The following is a 14,725-nucleotide window of genomic DNA, read 5'->3' on the forward strand; positions in this document are numbered from 1 at the left end:
CAAAGATTCGGAGCGGATGAACGGCACTCTGCGACATCGCAAGCGCGAACAGGGATGAGAACAATAACTAAACACGCGAAGCGGCCCGGCGTCCTGAGCCTCGGGCAACTGCAGTGGTCAACGGCGATCTCACGGCCTCGCAGGCCGCTCACAAGGCCTTCTCGTCTAGAGCAACGGGAAGAGCTCGGCTCGATTGAGAATGCTGCGCTCGCCGCCTCTGCGGGCCCCGCAGGCTATTGGCGCTGCGAACGATTGCGGCAAGAGTCCAGGCTGGCGCTTTCCGCCTCTCGCATGACTGTGGACGAGCCGCTGCATCACCAGCAGGCTGTCTGGCAGATGTTTCGAGACTACCCATGGACCGACGCCACAGGTGATGGTCGTCAACGGGGTAGGAAGCCCATTGACGACCATGGTCGAGGAGAAGTCCGCGTGTAAGGCCAGACTCGCCCCTGCTCGTGTGGCAGCCCGGTTGAGCAGAGCCTGCGCAGACTGGGCCCGGTGCAGAAAGGTTTGAAGCGCGGTGTTCCCACCGCACTTCCACAGATTTCACGCTTCACCCTGGCGGGCTCCTTACACCGCCAGGATGAAATCCGCCTGGGTGATGGTCGTCGCATCGTTGATGCCAACCAGACGAATGGTCCCGCCGCCGACCGAGATAAGCGTATCGGCGCCCACATCGGCAATGCTCACGTTGACCGCGAAGTTCGCCGCAGTTACCCCTAGAGCGACGATATTGAGCAGGTCCTGGCCGCCGACGGGATTTGCGTCGAAGTCCGTGATGATGTCGTTGCCGAAACCTGGGCCGAACATGAAGATATCGTTGCCCTGGCCGCCGACGAGCGTATCGTTGCCGGCTCCGCCTGTTAGGGTGTCATTGCCCACACCGCCCCTGATGACATTGGCCAGCGCGTTGCCGGTACCACTGAAGTTCCCAGTACCGCTGTAGGTAAGATTCTCGACGTTAGCCGTCAACGTGTAGCTCAGCAACGAGGTCCAGACCGTATCGGTCCCCTGCCCGGCGAGTTCGACCACCACATCCCCAGCGTCGGTAACCGCATAGATGTCGTTGCCCGCTCCGCCGTACATCGTATCGGCACCCGCACCACCGACTATCACATCGTTGCCCACACCGCCCCTGATGACATTGGCCAGAGCGTTGCCGGTACCGCTGAAGTTCCCAACACCGCTGTAGGTCAGGTTCTCGACGTTAGCCGTCAGGGTGTAGCTCGACAGGGACGTCCAGACCGTATCGATGCCTTGTCCGGCGAGTTCGACCACCACATCCCCCACGTCGGTAACCGCGTAGATATCGTTGCCCGCTCCGCCGTACATCGTGTCGGCACCCGTACCACCGACTATCACATCGTTACCCACACCGCCCCTGATGACATTGGCCAGGGCGTTGCCGGTACCGCTGAAGTTCCCAACACCGCTGTAGGTCAGGTTCTCGACGTTAGCCGCCAGCGTGTAGCTCGACAGTGACGTCCAGACCGTATCGATGCCTTGTCCGGCGAGTTCGACCACCACATCCCCCACGTCGGTAACCGCGTAGATGTCGTTGCCCGCTCCGCCGATCATCGTGTCGGCACCCGCACCACCGACGATAACATCGTTACCCACACCGCCCCTGATGACATTGGCCAGGGCGTTGCCGGTCCCCCTGAAGTTTCCGGTGCCGCTGTAGGTCAGGTTCTCGACATTGGCCGTCAGCGCATAGCTCGACAGTGACGTCCAGACCGTATCGATGCCCTGTCCGGCGAGCTCGACCACCATATCTCCCACGTCAGTAACCGCATAGATATCGTTGCCCGTTCCACCGGACATGGTGTCGTTGCCAGAGCCGCCGATTAATGTGTCATTACCAGCACCACCATTAAGTACATCGTTTCCCGTTCCACCATCGAGCCGATCATTTCCAAGCCCGCCATCTAGAACATCATTTCCGGCCAATCCATTAAGAATATCGTCCCCATCAAGCCCTCGAATCTCATCATCGAACACCGTGCCATTGAGCACATCATTGCCGGCCGTGCCAACAATCAAATTGACCACCGCCGCGGTCGCCTGCGACGTCACTGTCTCCAGGGTGCCCAGCTCATCCGTATAGCGCACCACCACCCGCAACTGTTGCCCAGCCTGCGCCAGCGTGGGGGTGAAGGTCGCAGTGGTGGCGCCGGCGATGTTGCTGAAAACACCACCTGTGCCGGCTTGCCATTGGTAGCTGAGCAGCGGGCTGACCGGGCCGTCCGGGTCGGTGAAGGCCCTGGTCGCCGTCAGCATCACGCCGGTCCGTGGGCTCATGTTGCTGATCAGCATGGTGCCCACCGGCGCATCATTGACCGATACTGCGGCCACTGGGTCGGTCACTGCCGAGAACACGGTCTCGAGCACGCCGCGGGCGTCCTTGTAGACTGCCTTAACCCGTAGGCTCAGCCCCGCGAGGTCAGCAGTAACCCGGAAGGTTCGACCGGTGGCCAGGATGTCGCCAAGCCCGGCGACCACGATAATGTCCTCGAACACGCCCGTGCCGGTGAAGTCTGCCTGCCATTGGTAACTCACCGGACCGGTGATGCGGCCCAATCCCGGGTTGTCGGCATCAGTCACGCCCTCAACACCGGCGCTGAGCAAGGAGCCGACTTCCGGGGTGCTGTCGTTGATCGACGCCAGCCCCACCGGCTCGGCATTCAGGCCCGGCACCAGCACTACCGACTGGTCGTTGAACTGCAACCGCTCGATATTGCGCAGCGTGTCGATGCCGTCCGGCCCGACAATTCCGCCAGGTAGCAGGTCATCGCCCAGGTCCTCGACCGTGAAGGTGCCATTGCCGTTCTCGGTGATGAGGTAGTTGGCCAGCGGCCCCGAGTACATGGCCGTGTCGAAGTTGAAGCCGCCCTCGCCCGGCAGGATCTCGCGGACGATCTGCAGCTGACCGGGGTTGATGGTGCCGGCGAACACCGCATCCAGCAGGGTGAGACCGGCAGGTGTGCCGGCCAGGGCCCCGGATTTGTTCTGCAGGACACCGGTCATGCTGTTGGCGCTGGCGATCTCGACATTGCTGGCGTCACGCACGCTGATGCGCACGTTCAGCCACAGGTCGCCATCGATCAGGTCGTTACCGCCATTGCCCTGGATGAGGTCGCTGCCGTTGCCACCCAGGATGATGTTGCCAGCGCCGAACGAGGTTACGGTCGGCACGGTAGGCGTGCCGAGCATGGCGTTCAGGAAACCCTGCAGGCCGTCGATCAGGGCAATATTGGTCAGCACGCTGCCTCTGAAACCAGAGGCAGCAATCATGCCGGCATCGAAATCATCGCCGATCAGAACGTCGCTGTGGGCGGATCCCGACAAGCCCTCCATCGACTCGAAGCGTGCCAGCACCGAACCGACGGACGGCGGCAGGATGGCTTCATTGAAGGCCCGTAGGCGCATGTCGACATAGGCGCCGGCCGGGCTGTCCTTGAACACCGCCCAGTCGAACCCGGAGCCGCCGATATAGCGATCCGTTGGGCCGCCGTTGCCGACCATGATGTCGTCGCCACCCTCGCCGTTCATACGGTCGATGCTGTCGCCGCCGATGAATACGTCGTTGCCGATGGTGGCGTCCAATCCGCGCACATCGAAGTTGTCGCCGGCACTGCCGTCGGCCATGCCCAGCTCGATCCAGTCATCGCCTTCGTTACCGAATACGAACTCGTCGGCTATGTCGCCCAGGATGAAGTCGTTGCCTGGGCCACCGAAAGTCTCGTCGCCGTCCTCGCCGGTGACGATGAAGTCATTGCCGAAGCCGCCGAGGATCAGATCGATGCCATTGCCGCCATGAATGGCGTCATGGCCATCACCGCCCTGCATATTATCGTCACCACCCTGGTCGGTGATGATGTCATCGCCGGCGCCGCCGAAGATAATGTCGTTGCCCTCGCCGCCCTCGAGCCGATCGTTGCCTGCATCACCGTGCAGGGTGTCGTCACCAATGCTGGCGATCAGGATGTCGTTGCCGGCAGTGCCGCCGAGCACCACGTGCTCGCCACCGGTATAGCGCAGGTAGTTGCTGTCTGCGCCCGGGGTCGCCGGATTGTCGCGGATCACGTCTGGCCGCAGCAGTGCGGTACCGACCGGATCGGCCCGGCCGTCGACACCCAGCCCGGTGAACTGCCGGCTCTGGTCGACCTCGAGGATGAAGCCCGGGGTCGAGAACACGTCACCCGGAAGGTGCGTGGCGTTGGTGTTGGCCATGATCATGCGGGCGAAGGAGTTGTTCTCCAACTCGGTTAGGAAGTTCAGCCCCGCCGTGCGCTCCAGGTAGTAGAAGCGGTCGCCGTTCTGCAGTTTCTCCAGCTGGTTCTCGAACACGAAGTTGAAGGTCGAGCCGAGCATGCCGCCGAACGGCATCTGCCGCTCGGCCAGGCCGCCGACCCACAGGTCGATATCGTCGACGCCGGTGACGGTCACGCCGCCGACCAGGGCGTAGGCGCCGGTGCTGTTGAGGAAGGCCAGGCGATCGCCAGCGATGGCGTCGGCGTCGAAGATGCGCTCCGTACCACCGACCCCTCCGGCATTGATCGTCGCGGTGCCGCCAAGCACCAGCGCCGCGGCCACCGCGCGCTTCTCGGCCAGGGTGTTGACGTCGGCCGCCAGCAACTCGGCATGGGTGCCATAAGCAGCGATGAAGTTCACCAGCGAAGAGGGATGACGCATGTTCATCGCGAAGTCGAACCAGCTCGAGTACGGCTTGAGCTGACTGTCGCCGGTATTCGTCCAGAAATCGCGACGCGCCTCGTTGAGCGAGGGCGTGCCGGTATCGCGGGCACGGGTGATGTTGATGGCGGCCAGATCCAGTGGCAGACCCAGCAGGTTGTTACGCAGCGCCTCGGTGACGAAGTTATCGATCTCGTTGCCGGCCTGCCGGGTAACCCCGCGCACTATGGCCCCGGCGGCCTCTTCAGGGCTGAGTGTGCCGCCCTGGTTGAACGCCAGCGGATTGAGAAAGGCCTCGATCAGCCCCAGCTCGCTGGAGGCGAAGTTCGGGTCCAGGCGGTCGACCGTCTCGAGCAGCATCGAGTGGCCGAAACGGTACACCGCGTGGGCGAACTCGGCGACTATCGCCGGGTTGATCTCGCCGTCGTAGCCCTGCCCCTCGCCAAGGAACACATCGACCTGGGGCTGGATCTTGCGGGCGAACTCCTCGAACACCAGGTGCTGGTACTGCATCTCGGTGGAGAACTTCGCCACCTGGAACAGCCGATCGCCATTCCACTGCAGAGCTGCGACCTGCCCCGGGTTGCTCGGCAGCGTCACGATCGGGGTGAGCAGCCAGTTGTTGATGAAATCGACGTCGTTCGACGCCAGCACCACGTCCTTGGCGTGCTGCACCATGCGGTTGTGTTCCGAGTGGAACACATGGTGCACGGCGGTGAGGGCGACGTTCTCATTGACCCGGCCGTCGCCGGCCATGAAGTGCGCGTCGAGTAGCTCGTTGTCGTAGAAGCCGTTGGTCGGGTTAGGCGCGCCAGTATCCGGGTTGTTGCCATTCGACAGGCCAACCGCTCCATCAGTATCCGCGGTAAGCGGCGCACCGAAGGCGCTGAAGGGGTTGGCGCTATGGGCAATGTCCACCAGGAACATGTGCCCGGTGCGCAGGGCGCCTACAGTCGCCGGGCTGATCGGTGAAGCCGGGTTGCCCTCTACCGTCAGGTCATCAGCCGTACCGGCGATACCATCGGCGCCGACCCCGACCACCAGTTGGGCGAAGCCATTCGGACCGGGGATGAACTTGCCGTAGGCATCGACCTTGACCAGCGGCACATTGAGCGCGTCATAGTCGCTGAGCTCGATGCCCAGCAGGTCGCGCGCCTGGGCCTTGACCACCTTCCAGGTGGCCATGCCGCCAAGCACAGTGTCCGCGTTGGGGCCAACTCCGCCGAAGCGACCATCGGCGCCCAGATCGCGGTTGACGATCAGCTCTCCGGTCGCCACCGGGCGACCGCCCACCAGCTCGTAGGCGCGCAGGAACACCTGGTGCGCCGGGTGCGAGGTGTAGGTCTGGTTCTGATCGACAAAGGGCGAGGTCTGGTTCTTGTGAATATGGATGTCGTCGGACGTGCCCAGCACATTATCCGGCCCCGGCAGCACCGAGGTATTGGTGGCGCGGGTGAGCAGCATGAACTGCTGGGCCGGGTTGGTCAGCTCGTCGCCATCGCCGAAGATGCCATTGGGACCATGGGTGATCAGCGGGTCGTCCGGCTGCAGCGGCACGAACACGCTGCCGTTACCACCCTTCTGCACCAGGTCCAGGCCGTGGTCGAAGAACTGCCCGAAGAAGGTGAACCAGGCATTGAAGGGCGCCGACAGGCCCTCGTCCGGGGCGGTGTTGGGAATGGTCAGGGTCTGCCCACGGGGGATCACCACGCCGTCAAGGTCGAGGATGATCGGCGTGCCGTCGGCGTTGAACTGCGGATTGCCCAGCTCGTCGACGGCCTGGGTGCCCAGCCCGGCATCGAGGAAGGCCTTCACAGCCGAGGGGTTGGTGATGGTCTGGTCGGCGATCAGGTTGCTGATGATGCGCGGATCGGAGTCGACCACATTGGTGGTCGAGGCATAGTTGGTATTGGTGACGCCATTGAAACCGCCGCCTTCATCGCCCTCGTTGCGGAACCGCTGCGGCAGTAGCAACGGGAAATTCTCGTCGGTGGCGCCGAAGCCGGTCTGGCCCTGCACCAGGTTGTTAAACGAGCCATCCACCGTGCGCATGCCGAACGGCACCCGCGAGTTGGGCAGCAGCGACAGCAGGTCTTCACCGGCGGCGTGCCGCTCCGAGATGAAGATCTGCTCGAGCATGAACTGCAGGTCGGAGCGGATCAGGTGCAGGCCGCCGCCGGGGCTGACCGTAGCCGACTCTGTCGGCAACACAGCGGGCGTCGGGAAGACACCGGCGGCCACCGGCGCAGTGCCCAGGGAGAAGACCATTTCCAGGGTGCCGTTGTCATCCTGGTAGATGGCCTTGACCCGCAGCGCCAGGCCCTCCAGGTCCGGAGTCACGCGGAAGGTGCGGCCGAGCTGGGTCGCCGGGTTACCGCCGCCCAGGGCGACGATATCCTGGAAGATGCCGTCGCCGAAGGTGTCGACCTGCCAGATGTAGCTGATCGGCCGGCCATTGAGGGTGCCGTCGGCATTGTCCTGGTCGGTGATGCCGGCCACCAATGCAGTAAGCAACTGGCCCACCTGCACCAGGCCGTTGATCTGGATATTGCCCAGCGGCGACCAGTTGCCGAACTGCTGGGTGCCGGCGACCTGCTCGACGAAATCGCCGGTCACGTCGTCGCGTACCAAGGCGATATCGTTGAACTGCAGGCGTTCGATGCCGCGCAGCCGGTCGACGCCGTCGCCGTCGAGGAACGTATCCCTTACCGTGAAGACGTCGTCGCTGAAGTCCGCCGTTCCCCTGGTGTCACGGGTTATCAGATAGTCCGGCACGCCGAGAGTGGAGAAGTTGCCGGTGAACACCGCCGTATCGAAGCTCGCTGGCTTGAGCAGGATCTCGCGCACTATCACCAGCTGCCCCGGGTTGTAGGTGCCATTGAGCATCAGCGGGATCATCGGCTTCATGCTGTCGAAGCTGGCGATCTCTGCCCCTGTACCGTCGCGGTTCTCGCGCACGCTGATGCGCACATTGAGGGTGCGCTCGCCGTCGATCAGGTCGTCGCCGCCACGGCCCTCGATGATGTCGCTACCGCCGCCACCGAGAATGATGTTGCCGGCGCCGAAGGAGGTGGTCGGCACGCCGAGCATCTCGTTGAGGAAGGCCTGCAGGCCGGTGATCCGGGCGATGCCGTCGGCGTTGAGGGTGCTGTTTTGCGCACCCTCGACATTGATGGTGGCCGCGTCGGCATGGTCGCCGCGCAGGATGTCGCCGTGATCGGAGCCGAACAACCCCTCGACCTGGACAAAGCGATCGAGGATGCCCTGATTGGAGGCCGCCACCGGCGGTTCGATCAGGTCACTGACCAGCATGTCGACACTGACGCCGAAGCGCGAGAACTTGTAGCCGACCCAGTCGAATCCGCCGCCGCCACCGAAATGGTCCTCGCCCTCGGAGCCGATCATGATGTCGTCGCCGCCCTCGCCGTCGACTTCGTCGAAGCCGCCGCCGGTGATGAACACATCATGGCCAAGTACGGTGCTGGCCTCCTGCGGGTTGAAGTTGTCGCCGCCAGCACCATCGGAGGTACCCAGTTCGATCCAGTCGTCGCCTTCGTTGCCGAAGGTCGGTCCATTCAGGGGTGCACCATAGATGAAGTCGTCACCCGGGCCGCCGAAGGTCTCGGAAACGTCCTCGCCGGTGATGATGAAGTCCTTGCCACGGCCACCGAGAATCAGGTTCTCGCCGTTGCCGCCGTGGATCACGTCGTTGCCGTCACCGCCCTTTAGCACGTCGTCGCCGCCCATGTCGGTGATGATGTCGTCACCGTCGCCGCCCTCGATGACATCATTGCCGAAGCCGCCCTCCAGGCGGTCGTTACCTCCGTCGCCCCACAGGGTGTCGTCGCCGATGCTGGAGATGATCACATCATCGCCATCGGTGCCGCCCAGTACCACATGGTCGCCGCCGGTGTAGCGCAGGTAATTGGTGTCCGGTCCTTCGGTGCCGGGATCGTCACGCATCACCAGCGGAATCAGCGGGTCGTCGCCGACCGGATCGGCCCGGCCGTCGGGCCCAAGACCGGTGAACTGCCGGGTCGGATCGACCTCGAGAATGAAGCCCGGAGTGGAGAAGATGTCTGCCGGCAAGTGGATGACATCAGTGTGGCGCATCACCAACTTGGCGAAGGAGTTGTCCTCCATCTCGGTGAGGAAGTTAAGGCCCGCCAGTCGCGCCAGGTAATAGAAGCGATCGCCGCTCTGCAGCGCCTCCAACTGGGTCTCGAAAACGAAGTTGAAGGTGGAGCCGAGCATGCCACCAAAGGGCATTCGCTTCTCGGCCAGGCCGCCGATCCAGAAGTCGATGGCATCGACCCCGGTGGTGGTCACTCCGTTGGCGCCGCTGGTCCAGGCCCCGGTACTGTTGAGGAAGTCGAGGCGGTCGGACGCGACCGTGCTGTCACCATTCTGATCGGTGCCAAACACCAACTCCATGGCCGCGGCACGCTTGTCCGCCAGGGTCGTGGCACTGGTGATGCTGGAGTGGGTGCCATAGGCCGCAATGAAGTTGATCAGCGACAGCTCATGCTTGAGGTTGCCCAGCAGGTCGACCCAGCTGGTATAGGGCTTGAGCTGACTGTCGGCGGTCATCTCGTAGAAAGAACGACGCGCCGCGTTCAGTGACGGCACACCGGCATCGCGACCACGGGCGATGTTGATAGCCGGCAGATCCAGCGGCAAGCCAAGCAGATTGCTGCGCAGCGCCCCGGTGACAAACTCGTCGATCTCGTTGCCCGCCTGGCGGGTCAAACCGCGCGCCAGGGCCCCCGCAGCCTGCTCAGCCGTGACGGTGACGCCACCGAGCTGATTGAACGCCAGGGGGTTGAGGAAGGCCTCGATCAAACCCATGTCACTGGAGACGAAACTAGAATCCAGGCGGTTGACGGTCTCGGTCAGCATCGAGTGACCGAAACGGTAAACCGTGTGGGCGAACTCGGCGACGATGCTCGGATCGAGGGTGACGTTGAAGCCATCCGGCGCCAGAAACACATCGACCTGCGGCTGGACCTTGCGGGCGAACTCCTCGAACACCAGGTGCTGGTACTGCATCTCGGTGCCGAACTTGGCGGCCTGGAACAGCCGCTCGCCGTTCCACACCAGGGCATCGATCGCCGGCTGAGTGCTCGGGGCCACGGCCACCGGGGTCAGCAACCACTGGTTCAGGAAGGCTACATCGCCGGCCACCGCCGCCTCGATTGCAACCTGCTTGGTGAGCTCGACCAATCGGTTATGTTCGGAATGGAATACGTGGTGCACGGCCGTCAGGCCGATATTCTCGTTGACCCGGCCGTCGCCGGCCATGAAGTGGGCGTCGAGCAATTCATTGTCGTAAGTGCTGCTGATGCCATCGTCGGCTCCGGCTATGCCATCCGCATCCGGGGCCAACAGCGCGCCAGTCTGGCTATGGAACGGATTGGCGGAATGCGCGATATCGACCAAGAAACTCTGGCCAGTGCGCACGGCACCGGCCAGGCTGATCGGCGACAGCGGATTGCCTTCCATCAGGAAGTCATCGGCCGTCCCGGGCAGGCCATCCGGGCCGACCATCACCACCTGCGGGAAGCCGCCGGGGCCGGGGATGAACTTGCCGTAGGCATCGGTTGCCAGCAGGGGGATGTTGGCGACATCCGCGTCGGTCAGATCGATGCCCAGCAGCGCGCGCGCCTGGGCCTTGACCACGGCCCAGGTGGCCATGCCACCGAGCTCCACATCATCGCCATTACCGAACACGCCATCTGGCCCCAGGTCGCGGTTGGTGATCAGCCGGCCGGTCGTTACCGGCTTGCCATCCGCATTCAGGGCGTAGGCGCGCAGGAATACCTGGTGCGAGGGGTGGGAGCTGTAGGTCTGGTTCTGGTCGACGAAGGGCGAGGTCTGGTTGAGGTGCTCATGAACATCATCGGCGGTGCCGAGAACCCCGTCCGGGCCGGGGTGATTGGTCGCCCGCGACAGCACCATGAACTGCTGCGCCGGGTTGGTCAGTTCGTCGCCGGTGCCGGCGATGCCATCGGGACCATGGGTGATCAGCGGATCGTCCGGCTGCAGCGGCATGAAGACAAAGCCACTGCCCCCCTTCTGCGCCAGGTCGAGGCCGTGGTCGAAGAACTGGCCAAAGAAGGTGAACCAGCTGTTGAACGGCGCGGACAAACCTTCGTCCGGCGCGGTATTGGGGATGAACAGGGATTGGCCCGCGGGGACCTCATTGCCCTCAAGGTCCAGCAGGGTGCCAATTGGGAAAGGTACGCCGCCCGCGTCGAGTTGGCTGCCGTCGGCCAGGACACCCATACCGGCGTCGACGAACGCCTGCACTGCTGCTGGATTGGTGATGGTCTGGTCGACTATCAGGTTGGAGATGGTGCGCGGCTGCGAATCGATCACCATGCCGCTGGTCTGGGTATAGGACGTGCCGCCTTCGGCCGGGCGGAACACCGGGTCAAGCATGCGCGGGAAAACATTGTCGGCCGCACCGAACTCGGTCTGCCCGGTGAGCAGGTTATTGAAGGAACCGTCGACGGTGCGCAAGCCGAAAGGCACCAGGGTGTTGGGCAGCAAGGACAGGAGGTCTTCCCCGCCCGCATTGGCTTCGGCGATCAGGATCTGCTGCAGGATGAATTCGAGATCGGATTTGATGAAGTTGGCCATTTCTGTTCCCTCGGTGCTCAGTGCACAAAAAACTTGAAACAGGAAGCCACGTGCATGCGTAACCTCGCGCAGGCGTGGCTCAGCGTTGCAATACAAAGAGTCAGTGATGTGAGGGAATCGGCCGAACGACGCTCCTCACCGACCGCCGTAGCGAATCAGTGCCCTATGAGGGTTGGCTTTGTCCCGTCAGCGCCGAAGGAATATTCGGCGTTGAGCCTCAGATGCCTGGAGGCCCGTGGAATTGTGGGTCGAAGAAGTGCCCTAGCGTTGCCAGTCTGGCTGGCGGGTGACCCGGGATGCTGCTCATGACGTTTCTCGAACTTTAGTGGCTGGCACAAGCCACCGCGCCCTCTCCTGCGCAGCATGCATCGCCAGCGATCACTCACGTTTGAACTAAAGGTGCCCGCGAAGCTATTGTCAAGATTCAGGCGAAAAAACAGATCAATGAGTTCAATCTAGATATCCAGTTGTTTTTACGTGTTTTTTACATTAATAAATATGAAACTCAGCACACTGAGCGATACGTAGGATACAGTCGTAAGCGCTCTCGCCGGCCCCATGAACCAATCCCGCCGCAGGACCCGCAGCACGGGGCCATTACTGGCCCCTGCGCAGGCCGGCAAAGCAGTCTCTTCGCATCCGTAGCGCAGGGTTCGGTGGCCGAGGCAATGCTCCGCTTTGAGCGCGCCATTCGCCGAGAAGGGCGGGAACATCGATGCCGGCAACGCTGGAGCGAGCCCTCAGGCAGAGGCGTCGCAAGGCTTAACATCGAGCAAAAAGAAAAGGGATCGACTACGACGCGGGAGGCAGGGCTTGGTGTTCCCGGGCAAGATGACTGAATAAGCCATGAGTAGCGGCTATCCAGCGTAGTGCAAGACTGACTCAGAACCCGGCCTGGCAGTCAGGCGTCACAATGCGGATCACGGCCTACAGATAGACAGCGCTCGGAACTCGGGCGAAGTGAAAGGTTGAACGCGCCTTCGATCGCGGCAGGCTTACTCGTCTTCATTAACCCGGTCACGCAGCTCTTTGCCCGGCTTGAAGTGCGGCACAAACTTGCCGTCCAAACGCACCGATTGACCGGTCTTGGGGTTGCGCCCGACCCGTGGCGCCCGATAGTGCAGGGAGAAGCTGCCGAAGCCGCGAATCTCGATGCGGTCGCCAGTGGCCAGTGCCTGGGACATTTGCTCCAGCATGGTCTTGATCGCCAGCTCGACGTCCTTCGACGACAGCTGCCCCTGGTGGGTGACAATCCTTTCGATCAACTCCGACTTGGTCATGGTTTTCCCTTCTTTTTCAAGCGGCTAGATCACTCGATAGAATGGTTTTAGCATGCTGGTCAGCATTTGAACAGCCCAAAAAACAAGGTGTTAGCCATCGTATCCGAGACTTCACGCTCAATACCCGTGCTAGGGCGAACCACTCGGATCCACTGAAGGAGACCAGGTGCACAGGCCAAAAGTGCCAGGAGCGACAGCCCTCGCGCCCCTGTTCCACCTGAACCACGCCCACAAAAAAGGGCGACCGAAGTCGCCCTTTTTCTGGATTACCCGAACTTAGTTCTGGTTTTCCATCTGCGCACGAATCAGATCACCGATGGTGGTCGGACCGGAAGTCTCGACTTCCTGCTTGCTGCGCATTTCCTTGATCGCTTCCTTCTCGTCCTCGACATCCTTGGACTTGATGGACAGGCTGATCACGCGGCTCTTGCGGTCAACGCTGATGATCTTGGCTTCGACTTCTTCGCCTTCCTTCAGCACGTTGCGCGCGTCTTCGACGCGGTCACGGCTGATTTCGGAGGCCTTCAGCGTAGCTTCGATGTCGTTGCCCAGATCGATGATGGCGCCCTTGGCGTCAACTTCTTTCACGGTGCCACGGACGATGGTGCCCTTGTCGTTGATCGACACGTAGTTGGAGAACGGATCGTCTTCCAGCTGCTTGATGCCCAGGGAGATGCGCTCGCGCTCCGGATCAACGGAGAGGATGACGGTTTCCAGCTCGTCGCCCTTCTTGAAACGACGGACGGCTTCTTCGCCCACTTCGTTCCAGGAGATGTCGGACAGGTGAACCAGGCCGTCGATGCCGCCGTCCAGACCGATGAAGATACCGAAATCGGTGATCGACTTGATGGTCCCGGAGATCTTGTCGCCCTTGTTGAACTGGCTGGAGAAGTCTTCCCACGGGTTGGTCTTGCACTGCTTGATACCCAGGGAGATACGACGACGCTCTTCGTCGATGTCCAGAACCATGACTTCCACTTCGTCGCCAACCTGAACGACTTTCGACGGGTGGATGTTCTTGTTGGTCCAGTCCATTTCGGAAACGTGCACCAGACCTTCCACGCCTTCTTCCAGCTCTGCGAAGCAGCCGTAGTCGGTCAGGTTGGTCACGCGCGCCATGACGCGGGTGCTTTCCGGGTAACGGGCCTTGATGGCGACCCATGGATCTTCGCCCAGCTGCTTCAGGCCGAGGGATACGCGGTTACGCTCGCGATCGTACTTCAGAACCTTGACATCGATCTCGTCGCCAACGTTGACGATCTCGGACGGGTGCTTGATGCGCTTCCAGGCCATGTCGGTGATGTGCAGCAGGCCGTCGACGCCACCCAGGTCCACGAACGCGCCGTAGTCGGTGAGGTTCTTGACGATACCCTTGACCTGCTGGCCTTCCTGCAGGGACTCCAGCAGAGCCTCGCGCTCGGCGCTGTTCTCGGCTTCCAGCACGCTGCGGCGGGAAACGACAACGTTGTTGCGCTTCTGGTCCAGCTTGATGACCTTGAACTCGAGCTCTTTGCCTTCCAGGTGGGTGGTATCACGCACCGGACGTACATCGACCAAGGAACCTGGCAGGAACGCACGGATGCCGTTAACGTCGACAGTGAAGCCGCCCTTAACCTTACCGTTGATAACGCCCTTGACCACTTCCTCGGCGGCGAAAGCTGCTTCCAGAACGATCCAGCACTCGGCGCGCTTGGCTTTTTCGCGGGACAGCTTGGTTTCACCGAAGCCATCTTCAACCGCGTCCAGCGCAACGTGGACTTCGTCACCGACCTTGATGGTCAGCTCGCCTTGTTCGTTGAAGAACTGCTCGAGCGGGATGACGCCCTCGGACTTCAGGCCGGCATGCACGGTGACCCAGTCACCGTCGATGTCGACCACGATGCCGGTGATGATGGCACCCGGCTGCATGTCGAGGGATTTCAGGCTTTCTTCAAATAGTTCTGCGAAGCTTTCGCTCATGTTGATTCCTGTTGATTCAGGGCAGGGAATCTGCCCAATCCACACTCCAGACAATGTGGGTTCGTTCAAGTAAAAAGAGGCCTACGGGACTTGGACTGGTCTCCCGCACGCCTCCTTGTCGAGCCGTCAGCCTAAGCCGCGACTCTTTT

3 protein-coding genes are annotated in these 14,725 nt (G+C 62.1%); all 3 read right to left on the reverse strand.

Features of this window, described 5'->3' with window-relative positions; all coding sequences use genetic code 11:
• Positions 1-570: 570 nt before the first annotated feature.
• The 3 genes from ACSX1D_RS12870 to rpsA all read right to left on the reverse strand — a co-directional run bounded on the left by ACSX1D_RS12870 (position 571) and on the right by rpsA (position 14,576).
• Positions 571-11,337, reverse strand: coding sequence for a peroxidase family protein (locus ACSX1D_RS12870; protein ID WP_439858876.1), 10,767 nt, complete (start codon positions 11,335-11,337; stop codon positions 571-573).
• Positions 11,338-12,332: 995 nt separating this feature from the next.
• Positions 12,333-12,617, reverse strand: a complete 285-nt coding sequence (ihfB, locus tag ACSX1D_RS12875; RefSeq protein WP_003243558.1) for an integration host factor subunit beta — start codon at positions 12,615-12,617, stop codon at positions 12,333-12,335.
• A 276-nt stretch (positions 12,618-12,893) separates the two neighbouring features.
• Positions 12,894-14,576, reverse strand: coding sequence for a 30S ribosomal protein S1 (rpsA, locus tag ACSX1D_RS12880; RefSeq protein WP_213638305.1), 1,683 nt, complete (start codon positions 14,574-14,576; stop codon positions 12,894-12,896).
• Between the last annotated feature and the right edge of the window lie 149 nt (positions 14,577-14,725).

The organism is Pseudomonas sp. MBLB4136 (assembly GCF_051904765.1).
Lineage (GTDB): Bacteria > Pseudomonadota > Gammaproteobacteria > Pseudomonadales > Pseudomonadaceae > Aquipseudomonas.